The sequence below is a fragment of the Pantoea sp. PvP021 genome, assembly GCF_054056055.1.
Map to the genome: position 1 here is coordinate 177,053 of NZ_JBSRXX010000006.1, position 19,960 is coordinate 197,012.

The 19,960-nt window shown below is 55.6% G+C and carries 15 protein-coding genes; 10 read left to right on the top strand and 5 right to left on the bottom strand.

The annotated features are described in order from the left end of the window. The first annotated feature begins 141 nt into the window (after positions 1-141). Both ACVKSX_RS16735 and ACVKSX_RS16740 read left to right on the top strand, forming a co-directional pair. Positions 142-1,431: a dicarboxylate/amino acid:cation symporter gene (locus ACVKSX_RS16735; protein ID WP_010257403.1), complete on the top strand. Its 1,290-nt coding sequence runs from the start codon at positions 142-144 to the stop codon at positions 1,429-1,431. Positions 1,432-1,677: 246 nt separating this feature from the next. After that, the gene (locus ACVKSX_RS16740) at positions 1,678-3,168 is read left to right on the top strand and encodes a M16 family metallopeptidase (protein ID WP_022624849.1); all 1,491 of its coding nucleotides are present in this window, start codon (positions 1,678-1,680) and stop codon (positions 3,166-3,168) included. A 2-nt stretch (positions 3,169-3,170) separates the two neighbouring features. On the opposite strand, the gene ACVKSX_RS16745 is transcribed toward ACVKSX_RS16740, so the two are convergent. Then, entirely contained in the window at positions 3,171-4,043 is an 873-nt protein-coding gene (locus ACVKSX_RS16745; protein WP_010671660.1) for an alpha/beta hydrolase, read from the bottom strand. Positions 4,044-4,566: 523 nt separating this feature from the next. Next, positions 4,567-5,499: a 2-dehydro-3-deoxygluconokinase gene (gene kdgK / locus ACVKSX_RS16750; RefSeq protein WP_122459654.1), complete on the bottom strand. Its 933-nt coding sequence runs from the start codon at positions 5,497-5,499 to the stop codon at positions 4,567-4,569. A 284-nt stretch (positions 5,500-5,783) separates the two neighbouring features. Here kdgK and ACVKSX_RS16755 point away from each other — a divergent pair, with 284 nt between their 5' ends. Continuing rightward, the gene (locus ACVKSX_RS16755; RefSeq protein WP_124890412.1) at positions 5,784-7,844 is read left to right on the top strand and encodes an AsmA family protein; all 2,061 of its coding nucleotides are present in this window, start codon (positions 5,784-5,786) and stop codon (positions 7,842-7,844) included. Here the strand turns inward: ACVKSX_RS16755 and ppiC are convergent, their stop codons facing one another. Beyond that, the gene (gene ppiC / locus ACVKSX_RS16760) at positions 7,845-8,126 is read right to left on the bottom strand and encodes a peptidylprolyl isomerase PpiC (protein WP_010257386.1); all 282 of its coding nucleotides are present in this window, start codon (positions 8,124-8,126) and stop codon (positions 7,845-7,847) included. Between the two features lie 75 nt (positions 8,127-8,201). On the opposite strand from ppiC, the gene rep reads away from it, so the two are divergent. Beyond that, positions 8,202-10,223, top strand: coding sequence for a DNA helicase Rep (gene rep, locus ACVKSX_RS16765; RefSeq protein ID WP_010257384.1), 2,022 nt, complete (start codon positions 8,202-8,204; stop codon positions 10,221-10,223). Between the two features lie 43 nt (positions 10,224-10,266). Here the strand turns inward: rep and gppA are convergent, their stop codons facing one another. Together gppA and rhlB are read right to left on the bottom strand one after the other, a co-directional pair. Further along, positions 10,267-11,751, bottom strand: coding sequence for a guanosine-5'-triphosphate,3'-diphosphate diphosphatase (gene gppA, locus ACVKSX_RS16770; protein ID WP_354439223.1), 1,485 nt, complete (start codon positions 11,749-11,751; stop codon positions 10,267-10,269). 7 nt (positions 11,752-11,758) lie between these two features. Next, the gene (gene rhlB / locus ACVKSX_RS16775; RefSeq protein WP_022624852.1) at positions 11,759-13,051 is read right to left on the bottom strand and encodes an ATP-dependent RNA helicase RhlB; all 1,293 of its coding nucleotides are present in this window, start codon (positions 13,049-13,051) and stop codon (positions 11,759-11,761) included. A gap of 117 nt (positions 13,052-13,168) precedes the next feature. Here rhlB and trxA point away from each other — a divergent pair, with 117 nt between their 5' ends. From trxA to wecC, 6 genes are all read left to right on the top strand, one after another. After that, positions 13,169-13,501: a thioredoxin TrxA gene (trxA, locus tag ACVKSX_RS16780; protein WP_003851963.1), complete on the top strand. Its 333-nt coding sequence runs from the start codon at positions 13,169-13,171 to the stop codon at positions 13,499-13,501. Between the two features lie 352 nt (positions 13,502-13,853). Further along, entirely contained in the window at positions 13,854-15,113 is a 1,260-nt protein-coding gene (gene rho, locus ACVKSX_RS16785; protein ID WP_010257369.1) for a transcription termination factor Rho, read from the top strand. A 280-nt stretch (positions 15,114-15,393) separates the two neighbouring features. Further along, positions 15,394-16,479, top strand: coding sequence for a UDP-N-acetylglucosamine--undecaprenyl-phosphate N-acetylglucosaminephosphotransferase (wecA, locus tag ACVKSX_RS16790; RefSeq protein WP_022624853.1), 1,086 nt, complete (start codon positions 15,394-15,396; stop codon positions 16,477-16,479). A gap of 27 nt (positions 16,480-16,506) precedes the next feature. Next, the gene (wzzE, locus tag ACVKSX_RS16795; protein WP_192073330.1) at positions 16,507-17,556 is read left to right on the top strand and encodes an ECA polysaccharide chain length modulation protein; all 1,050 of its coding nucleotides are present in this window, start codon (positions 16,507-16,509) and stop codon (positions 17,554-17,556) included. A gap of 10 nt (positions 17,557-17,566) precedes the next feature. Next, on the top strand, positions 17,567-18,697 hold the full coding sequence (gene wecB / locus ACVKSX_RS16800; RefSeq protein WP_010257363.1) for a non-hydrolyzing UDP-N-acetylglucosamine 2-epimerase: 1,131 nt from the start codon (positions 17,567-17,569) through the stop codon (positions 18,695-18,697). Then, positions 18,694-19,953, top strand: a complete 1,260-nt coding sequence (gene wecC, locus ACVKSX_RS16805; RefSeq protein ID WP_010257361.1) for a UDP-N-acetyl-D-mannosamine dehydrogenase — start codon at positions 18,694-18,696, stop codon at positions 19,951-19,953. Before wecB ends, wecC begins: the two co-directional genes overlap by 4 nt. Positions 19,954-19,960 lie beyond the last annotated feature (7 nt).

Below are 19,960 nucleotides of genomic sequence, written 5' to 3' on the forward strand. Positions count from 1 at the left end.
TTCCTGGGCGTTTGTCACCCTGTATTAATCACGTAAACAGAGTGTTATTTTCGGGTTACTGTCAGGCGCCACCTCTGTTGCCCGCCAGTCACAATAACGAATCCGACAACATCACCTCACGGCGTTAGTGGACACCTGTTTATGAAAACCTCACTTTTTAAAAGCCTTTATTTCCAGGTGCTGATGGCGATTGGCATCGGCGTTTTGTTAGGCCATTTTTACCCGGAGTTAGGGACCCAGATGAAGCCGCTGGGAGATGGCTTTGTTAAGTTAATCAAGATGATTATCGCCCCGGTAATTTTCTGTACCGTGGTGACCGGCATCGCTGGCATGGAAAGCATGAAAGCGGTAGGACGGACCGGCGCGGTTGCACTGCTCTATTTTGAAATTGTCAGCACCATCGCGCTGATTATCGGCCTGATCGTGGTGAACGTGGTGCAGCCAGGTGCCGGGATGAACGTTGATCCTGCCACGCTGGATGCCAAAGCCGTGGCGATTTATGCGCAACAGGCAGAACAGCAGGGCATCGTTGCTTTCCTGCTGGATGTCATCCCCAACAGCGTGATTGGCGCCTTTGCCAGCGGCAATATTCTGCAGGTGCTGCTGTTTGCCATTCTGTTTGGTTTTGCCCTGCATCGTCTGGGTAACACTGGCACGCTGATTTTCAACGTGATTGAAAGCTTCTCAAAAGTGATTTTCGGCATCATCAACATGATCATGCGTCTGGCACCGATAGGGGCATTTGGCGCGATGGCGTTCACTATCGGCAAGTATGGCGTGGGCTCACTGGTGCAGCTCGGCCAGCTGATTATCTGCTTCTACATCACCTGTATTCTGTTTGTGGTGATCGTGCTGGGGCTGATTGCACGCCTGTTCGCCGGATTCAGCATCTTTAAGTTCATCGCCTATATCAAAGAAGAGCTGCTGATTGTGCTGGGCACTTCCTCTTCCGAGTCTGCGCTGCCGCGTATGCTGGATAAGATGGAGAAGCTGGGCTGCAAGAAATCGGTAGTAGGGCTGGTGATCCCCACCGGTTACTCCTTTAACCTGGACGGCACCTCGATTTACCTGACCATGGCGGCAGTATTTATCGCTCAGGCGACCAATGCGCACATGGACATTTTCCATCAGATTACGCTGCTGGTGGTGCTGCTGCTCTCCTCCAAAGGTGCGGCAGGAGTAACCGGGAGCGGATTTATCGTGCTGGCGGCGACGCTCTCTGCGGTGGGACATCTGCCGGTGGCGGGTCTGGCGCTCATTCTCGGTATCGACCGCTTTATGTCCGAAGCCCGTGCGCTGACCAACCTGATCGGTAACGGTGTGGCGACCGTGGTGGTGGCGAAGTGGGTCGATCAGCTGGATCATAAACAGCTGACCGACACGCTGGCAGGCCGGAATAAGGAGAATAAAGCGTCTGAATCTTCAATTTAATCATTGAATTTCACTTAAATCCCCACAAATGCCCGCTGTCGCTTGCCCTGACAGCGGGCATTTGCATAATAAACCCCACTTGTTTTTTTTGACGTTTTTCACTTCGTTACGCGACATCCTGAGCTTCCTGTGGTCAAACACTTTGTTGTTGGATAACAGCGCGATTCGGCGCCAGCCGAATCGTTAATAACAGCGGCAATATGCGCCAGTGATAACGATATTTGAATTATTTGAGTAGGGGTTCACATGCAGGGCACCAGAATTCGGCTTTTGGTTGGTGGATTAGTGCTGGCAAGCAGCTTTGGTCTCCAGGCAGAAACGCTGCAACCGGATCCGGCCTGGCAGGAAGGCAAGCTGGATAATGGATTTAACTGGCAGTTACTGGCCACACCGCAACGCCCCAGTGACCGTATTGAACTGCGGCTGGTGGTGAATACCGGCTCGCTGGTAGAGAGTGCGCAACAGGCCGGCTTCAGCCATCTGCTGCCGCGTCTGGCGATGGTGCACAACACCGCGCTTGATAACCATCAGCAGCGCGCGCTATGGCAACAGGCGATGGATCCTCAGCATCCGCTGCCACCTGTGATCACCTCCTATGATTCCACCCAATATAATCTGAGCCTGCCGAATAACCGCCCCGAGTTGCTGAAAGAAGCGCTGAACTGGCTGGCGGCCACGGCGGGCAATATGGCCATCACCGAACAGGTGGTCAATACCGCGCTGGCGGCATCGGATCCGGTGGCGACCTGGCCGAAAGATACCCAGGATGTCTGGTGGCGCTACCGCCTGAAAGGCTCCGCGCTGCTGGCGCATGACCCCGCAGCGCAACCACGCGCGCCGGTTGATTTAACCCAGCTCAATGATTTTTATCATCAGTGGTACACCCCGGATGCGATGACGCTCTACGTGGTAGGGAATGTTGACAGCCGCAACCTCTCTGAGCAGATCAATAAAACCTTCTCGGCGTTAACCGGTAAACGAGAAACGCCTGCGCCACTGCCCACCCTGTCGCCGCTGCCGCACGAGCCGGTAAATCTGGTCAGCAGCAGCATGACGCAGGATCGCCTCTCGCTGGTATGGGATACGCCGTGGCAACCGATTCGTGACTCCCAGAATCTGCAGCGTTACTGGCAGGGCGATCTGGCACGTGAAGCGCTGTTCTGGCATGTCCAGCGTGCGCTCAGTGACAGCAAGGCACAGGGCATACAGGTGGGATTTGATTGCCGTGTGCTCTATCAGCGTGCGCAGTGCTCCATCAACCTGGATGGACGCAACGAAAATCTGGCGCAGAATATGAACCTGGTGGCGCGTGAGCTGGCAAACGTGCGTGATAAAGGCTTGCCGCAGGAAGAGTTCGATGCGCTGATGGCGCAGAAGCTGCTGGAGCTGAACAAGCTGTTTACAACCTATGCCCGCACCGATACGGATGTGCTGATGAGCCAGCGCCTGCGCTCCCAGCAGAACGCCGTAGTCGATATCGCACCTGAGCAGTATCAGAAGCTGCGTCAGACTTTCCTGGCCGGCCTGACCCGCGAACAGTTAAACCAGGAGCTGCGTCAGCAGCTGACGCAGGAACTGATGATGGTACTGATTCAGCCGGAAGGCGAAGCGGAAACCAACGTGAAGAGCCTGCAAAACAACTGGGACAAAGTGATGGCACCACCAGCGGCACCGGCGACCAGCAATGAAGCCAGTCCGCCGGATAGCAACGTCAAAGACGTTCCGCCAGCCGCATAAAGTCAGGTTTTTGCCCTGAGCCACTCGGTCACTAACATCGGCCAGCTGGCGAGGGGCAAATCTGCCACGCCGCGGATACCAAATCCGTGCCCGCCTTTCTGATAGAAATGCACCTCTGCCGGGACCTTATGCTCACGCAGCGCGCCAAAAAACGCCATGCTGTGATTCACTGATACATCGTCATCGTCGGCTGCGTGGATCAACAGCGTTGGCGGCACCAGCGGATGAACCCGGGTTTCCATTGAATAAGCGTCAATGGTTTTCTGATCGGGCCAGGCACCCAGCAGGCGGGTTCTGGCTCCTTCATGGGCGATGCCGTCCCGCATGCTGATTACCGGATAGACCAGGACCATCGCATCCGGACGCGGCGAGAAGTTTTCTGCGCCATCCTGCACCGGATAGAGTTTCTCTGCGAAACGCGTACCCAGACTGGCAGCCACGTGGCCACCCGCCGAAAAGCCCATCATGACGATATATTTACCATTCAGGCCGCGCTGCGCCCGTTCACGCAGGACGCGTACCGCGCGCTGAGCATCGGCCAGCGGCGCGTCGGGACCTTCGTGATGTCCATCATAGGGCAGGCGATAGGTCATCACCGCCAGGGTGTAACCCATTGAGGTAAAGAATGTCGCCAGGGCGCTGCCTTCACGATCGATCATCACGCGCTGATAGCCACCGCCCGGTGCGACCAGCAGGGTAATCCCGTTTGATTCGACCGGATGCCAGATCGCCATCTCCGGGCAACGTACGCCGGTAGCGGCCCGATCGTAAGGCTCATACTCTTTTGCCATGTCGACAATCTGCGGCTGTGCGCGCGAATCGCTGGCGCCTGGCGCATCACCGTGTGGCCAGATATTAATAATTTCTGTGTGCATAAATAGATCCTGATGCGGGGAATATTTTAATTGTTTTGTTCGCGGCCGGAGAGAACAGCGTCCTGCTGTCTTTTGATTAAAAGATGGTCTTTTTTCAGGCAGTCGTCCATCCGAAAAGGGGGGATCTGACCAGATTCGGACTATGCCTGGTGGTGGATCTGTTTGTTTAACTTATTAATTTTAATCAATAAATTATAAGAGAGATTGAAGGGGGAGACCGCAGGGGATCTGTTATTAACCACAATTTTTCCGCTTAAGGTAAATAGCTGGCACGGCCCGCTTTATTAGCCGCAATTTACCGGATATCACGCTGTGCGTTCTTAAGGCGACATAATGATTTTAGCGTCAGGATCACACCGTCACGCTGCAGGGGCTAACGTGCCAGTCTCATCTGGGAACGGATAGCATCGGTTACAGTCACGCAGCCAGACGTTACCAGCAGCCTAAAAAAATGCGCCCTCGGGCGCATTTTCTGGCATCGGCACGATCAGTGCCTGTATCAACGACGCTGGCTAGCGCTCTGTCAGTCAGGCATCGCCTCTGCCGGAATAATCGCGCCGCGATGCTGAATCACGGTGCTGGCAGTCAGGTGTCCGCGCTGCGCGGCGACCTCTGCAGAGGCGCCGGTCAGACGGCGAGCCAGATAACCGGCACTGAACGAATCACCGGCTGCGGTGGTATCGATCACTTTCTCTTTCGCCAGACGTACCGCAGGTACATCAATCAGCGGTGCGTCGCCGGTGACCACCAGGCAGGAGTCTGCACCGCGCTTAATCACGATTTCGCTGGCACCCGCCTGACGGGCACGCGCGATAACATCATCCAGCGGCTCTTCGCCCCAGAGCAGATGTTCATCATCCAGTGTCAGGAAGGCGATATCGGTGCAGTTGAGCATGGCGCGATAAGCGGCCTGCGTGCTGGCCCGATCGGCCCATAAACGTGGGCGGTAGTTGTTATCGAAAATTACCTTGCCGCCATTAGCCCGGCAGCGCGCCAGCAGCACCATCAGCTTTTCACGACTGGCAGGCGGCAGAATCGCCAGGCTGATGCCGCTAAGGTAGAGATAATCGTAGTGCGACAGCTGCTCAGCTATCTCTGCTGATTGCGGACTGTCGAGCCAGTAACGCGCGGCGGCATCACTGCGCCAGTACCAGAAGGTACGCTCACCGTCGGCATCGGTTTCAATGAAATACAGGCCCGGCATTTTATTATCGAGCCGCTGAATCAGGTCGGTATTGACCTTCTCCTGCTGCCAGGCTGCGATCATTTGATCGCTGAACGAATCCGTACCCAGCGCAGTGACATAATCGACCCGTAACTGCTGCTCATCAACCTGGCGGGCGAGATAAACGGCCGTATTGAGCGTATCGCCGCCAAAGCCACGTTTAATGTTCTCACCCTTTTCGGACAGCTCAATCATGCATTCGCCGATGATGGCGATTTTTTTCTGCGTCATGGTTTCAGACCTGTAGTGAAATATCGCCTTAGTCTCGCGTCTGGTATGGCAGACGTCAATGGTTTTAAAACAGTGTTTTAATTTACCTTTTAAGGTGGCCATTAGTCCTGGTCTCGGGGATAAACGCCGGGAATGTCGGCTTTTTTTACCGCTTATGCTAACGAAATGACTGAGAAACCCCTTTTTCTGAATTGAATCATCTTACTATCCCGCTTCCCTGATGCTGTTGCCCGCGGTCTCGACTATCTTTAACGCAGACCGTGAATGTGCAAGGAGAAAGCGTAATGTCGCGTACCGGGAAAATAGTCAGCTGGGTAGCAGGAATTCTGGTGTTGTTGATCGTGGTGATTATCGTCGTCATCGCGACCTTTGACTGGAATCGCCTGAAGCCCACCATCAATCAAAAAGTTTCAACCGAGTTAAACCGTCCCTTTGCGATACGCGGGGATCTGGGTATCGACTGGGCGCGAAATCGCGACGAGGCAGGCTGGCGGCGCTGGGTGCCGTGGCCGCAGATCCATGCGGAAGATATCATGCTGGGGAATCCGCCTGACATTGCCGACGTCACCATGGTACATCTGCAGCGGGTCGATGCCACATTGTCACCGCTGTCGCTGCTGCATAAAGAACTGTTCATCCCGTGGATTAAATTGCAGCGGCCGGATGCGCGTCTGATCCAGACCGCGGATAAAAAGAACAACTGGACCTTTACCCTTGCCAATAGCGGCAAGGATGAGAAGAGTGCTGCGCCATCGGCCTGGTCATTCCGTCTGGATAATATTCTGTTCGATCAGGGCCAGATTCGTTATCGCGACGCCATTAACCGCGCAGATGTCACGGTGCAGGTTAATCCGCTGGGTAAACCGGTGCCGTATACGCAGATTGCCGGAGGCAATGATCAGCAGAAGGGCGCAGGCGACTTCGTCTTTGGCTGGCAGGCGAAGGGCACTTATAACAATGAGTCACTCAGCGGCGACGGTAAGATTGGCGGCATGCTGTCACTGCGCAGTCAGAACACCCCGTTCCCGATTCAGGCCGATCTGCGCAACGGCACCACCCGCGTTCAGGTGACCGGCGGTCTGCAGGATCCGATGAACCTCGGCGGGCTTAACGTGCGACTGCGCTTCTCGGGCGATACGCTGGCCAATCTCTATGGCCTGACCGGCGTCCTGCTGCCTGACACGCCACCTTATGAAACCGACGGCCATCTGATTGCTAAATTCAGCGGCGAAAAGGGCGCGGTCTACCGCTATGAGAAATTCAACGGACATATTGGCGACAGCGATATTCATGGGTCGCTGATCTACAGTCAGGTTAAACCCCGCCCGACACTCAGCGGCGAGCTGACCTCTGAGCAACTGCGCATGGCCGATCTGGGGCCGCTGATTGGCGTCGACTCTGGCAAAGGCAGTGAAAAAACTGCGCAGGCCAAAGCCCGGCGCGGGGAGAAATCGAATCAGCCCGCAGACCGCGTGCTGCCACACGATAAATTCGAAACCAAAAACTGGGACGTGATGGATGCCGACGTGAAGTTCAGCGGCAAACGGATCGAACACAGCAATTCACTGCCGTTAAGCGATCTCTATACCCATTTACAGCTGAAAAACGGTGATCTGCTGCTGGACCCGCTGCGTTTTGGTGTGGCGGGCGGCAATCTCAACAGCACTATCCGGCTGGAGGGCGATCGCTCGCCGATGCGTGGTCGGGTTGATCTTCATGTCCGTAAGCTGCAGCTGCGTCAGCTCTTCCCGAATGTGGAGGCGATGAAGAACAGCCGTGGCCAGCTCAATGGCGATGCCAGCTTTACCGGCACCGGTAACTCCGTAGCCGATCTGCTGGCGACCAGCAACGGGCAACTTAAGCTGCTGATGAATGATGGTCTGATTAGCCGCAGCCTGATGGAAATTGCCGGACTCAACGTCGGTAACTACGTGGTGGGCAAACTGTTTGGCGATGACCAGGTGCGTATCAACTGCGCCGCCACCGATCTCAAACTGCAGAACGGTGTGGCGACGCCTAACCTGTTTGTGTTTGATACCGAGAACGCGATTATCAATGTGTCAGGCAACGCGAACTTCGCCAGTGAGCGGCTGGATCTGTCGGTGAATCCGGAGAGTAAGGGCGTCCGCATCGTAACGCTGCGCTCCCCGCTCTACGTACGCGGCACCTTTAAAAATCCTGATGCGGGCGTGAAAACGGGGCCACTGCTGGCACGTGGTGCCGCTGCCGTGGCACTGGGCGCAGTAGTGGGCCCGGCGGCGGCGCTGCTGGCACTGATCTCTCCTAGTGATAACGAAGACAACCAGTGCAGCACCGTCCTGCAGCAGATGAAGCAGAAGAAGTAACTAGTTGCGATAGAGTACTTTGATAATGTGATAACCAAAGCCGGTCTTTACCGGCCCGTAAGGCGTCAGCAGCGGGCAGGTAAAGACCGCTTTATCAAAGGCCGGCACCATCTGTCCCTGCCGGAACTCGCCCAGATCGCCGCCATTCCGGCCGGAAGGACAGGTTGAGTGCTTCTTTGCCAGCTGCTGGAAATTGCCACCCTTCGCCAGTTTCGCCAGAATCTCTTTTGCCAGCGCTTCCTCTTTGACCAGGATGTGTAAAGCCGCCGCGGTTTTCGCCATGTTGGTATCTCGGTTGTGTATAATTGCCGCCCAGTATAAACCCCTTTCTTTTGATTCAATCAGGCGATTTCTCCTATGCGTTTAAACCCCAGCCAACAACGTGCCGTCGAATTTGTTACCGGTCCCTGTCTGGTGCTGGCGGGCGCGGGATCGGGCAAAACCCGCGTGATTACCAATAAAATCGCCCATCTGATCCGTGAATGCGGCTATCAGGCGCGCCACATCGCCGCGGTGACCTTTACCAATAAAGCCTCGCGCGAAATGAAAGAGCGTGTGGCGCAGACGCTGGGCCGCAAAGAGGCGCGCGGTCTGCTCATCTCCACCTTCCATACGCTGGGGCTGGAGATCATCAAACGCGAAACCGCGGCGCTGGGCATGAAGTCAAACTTCTCGCTGTTCGACGATCAGGATCAGCTCGCCCTGCTGAAAGAGCTGACAAAAGAGTGGCTGGAAGAGGATAAGACGCTGCTACAGCAGCTCATCTCCACCATCTCGAACTGGAAAAATGATCTGATCGATCCGCAGGGCGCCGCCGCGCTGGCGCGATCACAGCAGGATAATATTTTTGCTCACTGCTACGCCCTCTACAGCCAGCATCTTAAGTCGTGCAACGTGCTCGATTTCGACGATTTGATTCTGCTGCCGACGCTGCTGCTGCAGCGTAATCAGGAGGTGCGTGAACGCTGGCAGCAGCGTATCCGCTATCTGCTGGTGGATGAGTATCAGGATACCAACACCAGCCAGTATGAACTGGTTAAGCTGCTGGTGGGCGCTCGGGCGCGCTTCACGGTGGTGGGCGATGATGATCAGTCTATCTACTCCTGGCGCGGCGCACGCCCGCAGAATCTGGTGCTGCTGAATCAGGATTTCCCGGCGCTGGAGGTGGTGAAGCTGGAGCAGAACTACCGCTCTTCGCAGCGCATACTGAAAGCGGCAAATATCCTGATTGCCAATAACCCGCACGTCTTTGAGAAGCGGCTCTTTTCGGAGCTGGGGCAGGGCAGCGAGCTGAAGGTGCTCACTGCCAACAGCGAAGAGCATGAAGCGGAGCGGGTCACCGGCGAGCTCATCGCGCATCACTTTATCAACCGGACGCAGTACAAAGATTACGCGATTCTTTATCGTGGTAACCATCAGTCCCGGACCTTTGAAAAGTTTCTGATGCAGAACCGCATCCCTTATCGCATCTCTGGCGGTACTTCGTTCTTCTCACGGCCCGAGATCAAAGATCTGCTCGCCTATCTGCGCGTGCTGACCAATCCTGAGGATGACAGCGCGTTTCTGCGCATCGTCAATACGCCGCGCCGTGAGATTGGCCCGGCCACGCTGCAGAAGCTCGGTGAGTGGGCCAACCTGCGCAGCAAGAGCCTGTTTAACGCCAGTTTTGATGTCGGTCTGGGGCAGACGCTGAGTGGCCGTGGTCTGGAGCATCTGCAGCGCTTCACCCACTGGCTGAATGAGATTATCCAGCTGACCGAACGTGAGCCGGTAAACGCAGTGCGTGATTTGATTCGCGGCATCGACTACGAAAGCTGGCTGTTCGAAACCTCCGGCAGTCCGAAAGCCGCAGAGATGCGGATGAAGAACGTCAACACGCTGTTTCAGTGGATGACCGAAATGCTGGAGGGCAGCGATATCGATGAGCCGATGACGCTGGCGCAGGTGGTGACGCGCTTTACCCTGCGCGACATGATGGAGCGCGGTGAAAGCGATGAAGAGCTGGATCAGGTGCAGCTGATGACGCTGCACGCCTCCAAAGGGCTGGAGTTCCCCTATGTGTTCCTGGTGGGCATGGAGGAGGGGCTGTTACCGCATCAGAGCAGCATCGATGAGAATAATATCGAAGAGGAGCGTCGCCTGGCCTACGTGGGGATCACACGGGCGCAGAAAGAGCTGACCTTTACCCTGTGTCGCGAACGCCGGCAATATGGCGAATTAATCCGGCCGGAGCCGAGCCGTTTTCTGCTGGAACTGCCGCAGGACGATCTGCAATGGGAGACCGAGCGCAAAGTGGTCAGTGCGGAGGAGCGGATGAAAACTGGTCAGAGCCGGGTGGCCGGTCTGAGAGCGATGCTGGATAAGGCGAAAAAGAGTTAAACCAGTGCAGGAGGCGAAGGAGATTCGCCTCACGCGACGGCAATTAAGACAGGGTTAATAACCAGTGGACGTAAGACTGATAATGGCTTTCCTGCTCCAGCAGCTCACTGCGCAACGGATGGGCCTCCAGCCAGCCCGCGGGCAGGGTCAGATACAGGGCATCATCGTCTGCCTGTAGCCGCACCGCAGGCAGGGTGTCATCGCGACGGCGGGTGGAGAAAATAATCGCCAGCCGCAGCAGACGGCACATCCGTTCCGCCAGCCGCGGCGGCAGGGCGTTCTGCTGAGTCAGCAAAGCCAGATCGATGCTGCCGCTCTGGTTTTGCAGTAAACAGGCCAGTAGCTTCTTCTGTGCCGGTGTGAAACCAGGAAGATCGAGGTGACGCACCAGATACGCCGCATGCTGCGGCGCATGACGGAAGTCAACGCTCAGGCCGATTTCGTGGATCGCGCAGGCGCTGAGCAGCAACTCACGACAGCGCTGATCCAGCTTCCACAACGTGGAAACCTGACGGAAAAAGCTCTCCGCCAGCTGACGCACGCGATCCGCCTGCTCGACATCAATGCTGAAACGGCGCTGGACGTTATGCAGCGTACGGGTTCGGATATCCCGGTCAATGGGCAGATGCAGCATGCCGTAGACCAGTCCTTCACGCAGTGCGCCGCCCGCCAGCGTCATGCTATCGATACTGAGCTCCTGGAAGATGGCGATCAGAATCGACAGGCCGCTGGGAAACACCAGCGCCCGCTCCAGCGTCAGCCCTTCGATTTCCAGCTCTTCCAGTTTGCCGCACTGAATGGCGCGCTGCTTCAGTTGCTGCAGCTTATTCAGCGTGATGCGCTCATCCATGCCCTGCGCCACCATGATCTCCTGCAGCGCCTGAACCGTGCCAGAGGCACCAACGCAGGCCTGCCAGCCCTGCTCACGCAGTTGCGCTGCAATGGGCTGGATCATTTCACGCGCCGCCAGCTCGGCCTGGTCAAAGTTCTCTTTTGCCAGATGACGATCGCTGAAGAAGCGCTCCAGCCACGTCACACAGCCCATCGACAGACTGAACAACACCGACGCGTGCGAACCATCGCCGGTAGCCAGCTCGGTGCTGCCGCCGCCGATATCGACCACTAAACGCTGGTCGGAACCGCCGGTGGTGTGGGCCACGCCCTGATAAATCAGGCGCGCCTCTTCTTCACCGCTGATGACGTTGATGGTACAGCCAAGGATCTGTTGGGCGGTGTCGAGGAAGGTCTGCGCATTGGCAGCCAGACGCAGCGTGGCGGTCGCCACCACGCGAATCTGATCGGGGGGAATATCCTGCAGTTGTTCAGAGAACAGTCTGAGGCATTGCCAGCCTCGCGACATCGCGTCGGCTGACAACAGGTTATTTTTATCCAGACCGGCAGCAAGGCGAACCTTGCGCTTAATTTTTGCAACGGTCTGGATACTGCCAGAGACCTCGCGCACCACCAACATATGAAAGCTGTTAGACCCTAAATCAATCGCTGCATAAAGTGACGATGCGCTTAGCATGGTGGCCTTAACCTGAACGTTTACGGTTGTTGTTGCGTGGAGCACCGCGACGATTGGCGTTATTCCCTCCGCGACGTGGGCCATTGCCGGAACGGCTGCGTTGCAGACGCTTAGGCGGTGGTAAATCCGTTAACAACGCTTCGCTGCTGTACTTGCTGACCGGGATGCTGTGGCCGATGTACTCTTCAATTGAAGGCAGATTCAGCGCGTATTCTTCACAGGCCAGGCTGATTGAATGACCGCTGGCGCCTGCACGACCGGTACGGCCAATACGGTGAACGTAATCTTCACAGTCGTCTGGCAGATCGTAGTTAAAGACGTGGGTAACAGCCGGGATGTGCAGACCGCGAGCAGCCACGTCAGTGGCGACCAGAATATCCACATCACCTTTGGTGAAGTCATCCAGAATGCGCAGGCGCTTCTTCTGAGCAACGTCGCCGGTCAGCAGGCCGACACGATGTCCATCGGCAGCCAGGTGGCCCCAGATATCTTCACAGCGGTGCTTGGTGTTGGCGAAAATAATGGCGCGATCGGGCCACTCTTCTTCCAGCAGGGTCTGCAACAGGCGCATTTTCTCTTCGTTAGACGGATAGAAAAGCTCTTCCTGAATGCGATGGCCGGTTTTCTGTTCCGGTTCCACTTCCACATATTCAGCACTGTTCATGTGCTCAAACGCCAGTTCACGGACGCGGTAGGAGAGGGTCGCCGAGAACAGCATGCTCAGACGCTGAGTCGCCGGCGGCATGCGACGGAACAGCCAGCGAATATCTTTAATAAAGCCGAGATCAAACATGCGATCGGCTTCGTCCAGCACCATGACCTGAATAGCACCGAGGTTGACGTGATTCTGTTTCGCGTAGTCGATCAGGCGACCGGTGGTAGCCACCAGAATATCAACGCCCTGCTCCAGCACTTTAAGCTGTTTGTCATAACCGTCTCCGCCATAGGCGAGACCCAGTTTCAGGCCGGTTGAGGCGGTAAGGGGTTCTGCATCTGCATGAATCTGCACAGCAAGTTCACGCGTCGGCGCAAGAATTAATGCCCGTGGCTGGTTAACCTGACGACCTTCCGCCGCAGGATGAGAGAGAAGATGATGAAACGTTGACGTCAGAAACGCCATCGTTTTGCCGGTACCGGTTTGCGCCTGGCCTGCAACATCACGCCCTGAAAGCGTAAAAGGCAGAGCTAACGCCTGAATCGGCGTGCAGTATTGAAAGCCTTTAGTATCAAGGGCTTCCACCACTTTTGGGTGCAGGGCGAAGTCGGAAAACTTCTGTTCAGTTAAGTGTGTTTTGCTCATAGTGTGGTAGAATATCAGCTTACTATCGCTTTACGAAAGCGTATCCGATGAAATAAAGTCAACCAACATTGGTATATTTTACGCCAATTCGCCAGGCATAATCTTGTGGAGTAAAACATGAGCAGCGATAAAATCGTTCATCTGACTGATGACAGTTTCGACACCGACGTGCTGAAAGCCGACGGCGTTACACTGGTAGATTTCTGGGCTGAATGGTGCGGTCCTTGCAAAATGATCGCGCCAATCCTTGATGAAGTTGCAGAAGAGTATGATGGCAAGCTGACCATCGCTAAGCTGAATATTGATGATAACCCAGGCACGGCACCGAAGTATGGCATTCGTGGTATCCCGACGCTGCTGCTGTTTAAAAATGGCGAAGTCGCCGCGACCAAAGTGGGCGCGCTGTCTAAAGGCCAGCTGAAAGAGTTCCTGAACGCCAATCTGGCGTAATTCAGGGCTGAATGTCCGGCAGTGGTGAATTTATCTCCTGCTGCTGGACGTTCGCTTTCAGGCGTGCTAATTTACCAGCACTGCATTACGAACTTACCTTGTAGTTAGCATCTAAAAGTTTTCCCTTGTTGAACCCTGTCGCCCTGTACCTTATAAAGATAGAACGGTTCAGCAATCTTACGGTTAGCTCCAACTCTGGCATCACATTCGGACATCTCCCTGCATACCGATCGCCATTCCATACGATGATCGTCAGGAAGAGCCGAAAAGAGCCATTAACGGCATGGATTAGTTGCCATACCATTCACGACAAACATTCCGAGTATTACCCCGAGTTTAAGAACCCATCACTATGAATCTTACCGAATTAAAGAATACGCCGGTTGCTGAGCTGGTTACTCTCGGCGAAAATATGGGACTGGAAAACCAGGCTCGTATGCGCAAGCAGGACATTATCTTTTCAATCCTGAAGCAGCACGCGAAAAGCGGCGAAGACATCTTCGGTGATGGCGTGCTGGAGATCCTTCAGGATGGATTTGGATTCCTCCGTTCCGGAGACAGCTCCTACCTCGCCGGCCCTGATGATATCTACGTTTCCCCTAGTCAAATCCGCCGCTTCAACCTCCGCACTGGTGACACCATCTCTGGCAAAATCCGTCCACCGAAAGAGGGTGAACGTTATTTTGCGCTGCTGAAAGTTAACGAAGTTAACTACGACAAGCCGGAAAATGCGCGTAATAAGATTCTGTTCGAAAACCTCACGCCGCTGCACGCAAATAAACGTCTGCGTATGGAGCGGGGTAATGGCTCAACGGAAGATTTAACCGCTCGCGTACTGGATCTGGCATCGCCAATTGGTCGTGGCCAGCGTGGTCTGATTGTTGCACCACCGAAAGCCGGTAAAACCATGCTGCTGCAGAACATCGCGCAGAGCCTGGCGCACAACTATCCGGACTGTACCCTGATGGTACTGCTGATCGATGAGCGCCCGGAAGAAGTCACCGAGATGCAGCGTCTGGTGAAAGGTGAAGTTATCGCCTCAACCTTCGATGAGCCAGCTTCACGCCACGTTCAGGTTGCTGAAATGGTGATTGAAAAGGCCAAGCGTCTGGTTGAGCACAAAAAAGATGTCATCATCCTGCTCGACTCCATTACACGTCTGGCACGTGCTTACAACACCGTGGTTCCTGCTTCAGGTAAAGTCCTGACCGGTGGTGTGGATGCCAACGCCCTGCATCGTCCAAAGCGTTTCTTTGGTGCTGCACGTAACGTGGAAGAGGGCGGCAGCCTGACCATCATCGCGACTGCGCTGGTTGATACCGGTTCGAAGATGGATGAAGTGATTTACGAAGAGTTTAAAGGTACCGGTAACATGGAACTGCATCTCGCCCGTAAAATCGCTGAAAAACGCGTCTTCCCGGCGATTGATTACAACCGCTCTGGTACGCGTAAAGAAGAGCTGCTCACCTCTCAGGAAGAGCTGCAGAAGATGTGGATCCTGCGTAAGATTATTCACCCGATGGGCGAAATCGACGCAATGGAATTCCTCATCAACAAGCTGGCGATGACCAAAACTAATGATGAATTCTTCGATATGATGAAGCGTTCTTAATCCGATACTGCCTGGCCGAACCACAGATTCGGCTTTTTTAGTCCAGATGCGCAGAAAATCGACCTCACGCCACGTCTCAACGTGGCGTTTTTCATTTGTGAGCTATAGGATTGAACACTGGCAGGAGCATTTATAATGACTGTGGTAGCGATGGCGAACTTTTGACCGTTCGTCTGTCTCTTTATGCAGAATTCGGAATCCGACACAGCGATAGGCGCGTTTTTTCGCGTATTGTTGTGCGGGATGTTAGCTGAGAGCGTTTAACGTGAATTTACTCACTATGAGTACTGAGCTTGGTTTAATTTTTCTCTTTTCCCTGGCTTTCCTCTTTTTTGCTCGAAAAGCAGCTAAAAAAATTGGTTTAGTTGATAAGCCTAACTCACGTAAACGCCATCATGGCGCGATTCCGTTGGTGGGCGGCATTTCTGTGTTCGCAGGTATCTGCTTTACGTTTGCCATTACCAACTACTATCTGCCTCACGCGCTGCTCTATCTGGGCTGCGCCGGTGTTCTGGTGCTGGTTGGCGCACTGGATGACCGTTTCGATATCAGCGTCAAGATCCGCGCGGTGGTGCAGGCGATTGTCGCACTGGTGATGATGTTTGGCGCAAAACTCTATCTGCTTAGCCTGGGCTTTATCGTCGGCCCGTTCGAGCTTATCGTGGGGCCGTTCGGCTATGTGCTGACGCTGTTTGCCGTCTGGGCCGCGATCAACGCCTTTAATATGGTGGATGGGATCGATGGTCTGCTGGGCGGGCTCTCCTCGGTCACTTTTGCCGCCATGGGGATCATCCTCTACTTCGACGGCCAGACCAGCCTCGCGATGTGGTGTTTTGCGATGATTGCCGCCACGCTGCCCTATATCCTGCTTAACCTCGGCTTCCTTGGCCGTCGCTTCAAAGTTTTTATGGGCGATGCCGGCAGCACCATGATCGGGTTCACCATTATCTGGATTCTGCTGGAAACGACGCAGGGTCTGAGCCATCCCATTACACCCGTTACCGCACTGTGGCTTATTGCCATTCCTCTGATGGATATGGTGGCGATTATGTATCGTCGCCTGCGTAAAGGCATGAGTCCGTTCTCGGCTGACCGTCAGCACATCCATCATCTGATTATGCGTGCCGGCTTTACCTCCCGTCAGGCCTTTGTACTGATTACCGTTGCGGCGGCCATTCTCGCCGGTATCGGTGTGCTGGGCGAATATCTGGCATTTATCCCGGAGTGGGTGATGCTGCTGCTATTCCTGGGCGCGTTTATGGTTTACGGCTACTGCCTCAAACATGCGTGGCGCGTGGCGCGACGTGTCCGCCGCATTAAGCGCCGTCTGAGCCATCATCGCGAAGCAAAAAACAAATTACCCTGAAAAGAGCTGATAAAGGATACCTCTGCCATGCCTTCTGACGTTGTGGACAACGAACTGGATATTCGCAGCTTTTGCTGCCGTTTATGGCGTGGCAAGCGCTGGATTATCGGGCTGGCGCTGCTGTTTGCTCTGGTCGCCTGGCTGGCCACGCTGCTGCTGAAACAGGTCTGGAGCACCACGGCGATCACCGATCGTCCGACGGTGAACATGCTGGGTTCTTACTATGCACAGCAGCAATTTCTGACCAATCTGGATGCGCGCAACAACGCCTTAACCCTGGCCGCACCTTCACCTACGGTGATGGATCAGGTTTATCAGGAGTTCACCATGCAACTCGCCTCCTGGGATACGCGTCGTGAGTTCTGGCAGCAAACGGATTATTACAAGAGTCGTAAAACCGGCAATGCGCATAATGATGCCGCGCTGCTCGACGATATGATCGGCAATATCCTGTTCACGCCCGCTGACGCGGCACATAACCTGCCCGATAACGTCAAACTGAAAGCGGAAACCGCAGGCGACGCCAATAATCTGCTGCGTCAGTACATCGCCTATGCCAGTGAGCGCGCCGCGCGTCATCTGAATGATGAGCTAAAAGGTGCCTGGCGGGCGCGTACCGACCAGTTGCAGGCGCAGGTGAAACGTCAGGAAGATGTGGCTAATGCGGTGTTTCAGCGCCAGCAGCATCGGCTGGAACAGGCGCTGAAGATCGCCAGCCAGCAGGGCATCAATGAGAAACAGACGCGTGAAGCGGGTGAAAATCTGGCAGACAGCGACCTGTTCCTGCTGGGCCAGCCCGTTTTACAGGGACAGCTGGATACGCTGCGCGCTACCGGTCCGGAGTTTGATATCAGCTATGATCAGAACAGAGCAATGCTGACCACGCTGCAGACCGGGCCAAAACTGAACAGCCAGTTCCAGACCTACCGTTATCTGCGTACGCCGGAAGAGCCGGTATCACGTGACAGTCCGCGACGTCTGTTCATGATGATTATGTGGGGTGCCATTGGGGCATTAACAGGCGCGGGAGTGGCGCTGGCACGTCGTCCGCGTCTGATGTCAGACACGCATGAGTGAGAGAAACAGTGTGAAAGTTCTGACGGTATTTGGTACTCGTCCCGAAGCGATCAAAATGGCACCGCTGGTTCAGGCGCTGGCGCAGGATCCCGCTTTCGAATCGCGACTGTGCGTCACCGCACAGCATCGCGAAATGCTCGATCAGGTGCTGCGCCTGTTCAAGCTGCAGCCGGACTATGATCTCAATATTATGCGTCCCGAGCAGGGGCTGACCGAGATCACCTGCCGCATTTTAGAGGGCATGAAAACCGTCCTGCTCGACTTCAAACCGGACATCGTGCTGGTGCATGGTGACACCACCACCACACTGGCGGCGAGCCTGGCGGCATTTTATCATCAGATTCCGGTCGGGCATGTGGAGGCCGGTCTGCGTACCGGCGATCTCGCCTCGCCATGGCCGGAAGAGGGTAACCGTAAACTTACCGGTCATCTTGCCCATCTGCATTTCACCCCCACCTCCCGATCGCGTCAGAATCTGTTGCAGGAAAATCTGCCCGATGCGCGCATTATCGTGACCGGCAATACGGTCATTGATGCGCTGCTGTGGGTTCGCGACAGGGTGCTGGATGACAGCAATCTGAATGCACAACTGGCGGCGCGCTATCCGTTTCTCGACCCGGATAAGAAACTGGTGCTGGTCACCGGACATCGTCGCGAAAGCTTTGGTGGCGGCTTTGAACGTATCTGCAGCGCGCTGGCGCAGATTGCCCGCCAGCATCCCGAGGCGCAGATTGTCTATCCGGTGCACCTTAATCCCAATGTCAGCGAGCCGGTAAACCGGATTCTCAGCGGCATTGAGAATATCATTCTGATTGAACCGCAGGAGTATCTGCCTTTTGTCTGGCTGATGAACCGCGCCTGGCTCATCCTCACTGACTCCGGTGGCATTCAGGAGGAAGCGCCTTCGCTGGGTAAACCGGTGCTGGTGATGCGTGACACCACCGAGCGGCCTGAAGCGGTCGACGCCGGCACCGTCAAACTGGTGGGGACCGATATCGCCCGAATCGTGGCGGAGGTCAGCAGCTTGCTGACTGACGACGCTGCCTGGCAGGCGATGAGCCACGCCCATAATCCGTATGGCGATGGCAAAGCCTGTGGTCGTATTTTACAAGCCTTAAAAGATAACCGAGCCGAATTATGAGTTTTGAAACCATCTCCGTGATTGGACTGGGATACATTGGGCTGCCGACGGCAGCCGTTTTTGCCTCAAAGGGAAAAAAAGTGGTGGGCGTGGATATCAACGCGCGCGCCGTTGAAACCATTAATCGTGGCGCGATCCATATCGTGGAACCCGATTTAGATCAGGTGGTGCATGCGGCCGTTACGCGTGGCGATCTGCGCGCCACCACGCAGCCGGAAGCCGCCGACGCTTTTCTTATCGCCGTACCGACCCCTTTTAAAGATGAGCATCAGCCCGATCTGCGCTTTGTGAAAGCCGCGGCGGAGTCGATTGCGCCGGTACTGAAAAAGGGCGACCTGGTGATTCTGGAGTCGACCTCACCGGTGGGCAGCACCGAACAGATGGCCGACTGGCTGGCGGCGGCGCGTCCCGACCTGCGCTTTCCTCAGCACGGTGATACGCCCGATATTTTTGTGGCCTACTGTCCGGAGCGCGTGCTGCCTGGTCAGGTGATGGTTGAGTTGATTAACAACGACCGGGTGATTGGCGGCATGACGCCAGCCTGTTCCGCCCGCGCCAGCGAGCTTTATCGGCTGTTTTTAAAAGGCGAATGCGTTGAAACCAACGCCCGAACCGCCGAGATGTGTAAGCTGACAGAAAACAGCTTCCGTGACGTGAATATCGCCTTTGCCAATGAGCTGTCGCTGATTTGTGCCGATCAGGGGATTAACGTCTGGGAGCTGATTGCGCTGGCGAATCGCCATCCGCGCGTCAACATTCTGCAGCCGGGCCCAGGCGTCGGCGGTCACTGTATCGCCGTCGATCCCTGGTTCATCGTGGCGCAGAATCCTGAATTAGCCCGCCTGATCCGCACCGCGCGCGAGGTCAATGACGCCAAGCCGCAGTGGGTGCTGGACCAGGTGAAAACCGCGCTGGCGGACTGCCTGACACAGACCGGCAAGCGCGCCAGCGATATCACCATCGCCTGCTTTGGCCTGGCCTTTAAACCCAATATTGACGACCTGCGCGAAAGCCCGGCGGTGGGCGTGGCACAGAAAATTGCAGAGTGGCACAGCGGCACCACCTGGGTGGTTGAACCCCATATTGAGCAGCTTGCTGACGCACTGGCCGACAAAGCCGTGCTGGTCTCTGCCGGGCAGGCGCTGGAACAGGCCGATATTCTGGTGATGCTGGTCGATCACCGCGCCTTCCGCGCCATTGATGGCGCCAGCGTTCAGCAGAACTGGATTGTCGACACCAAAGGTGTGTGGCGATGAGGCGTTT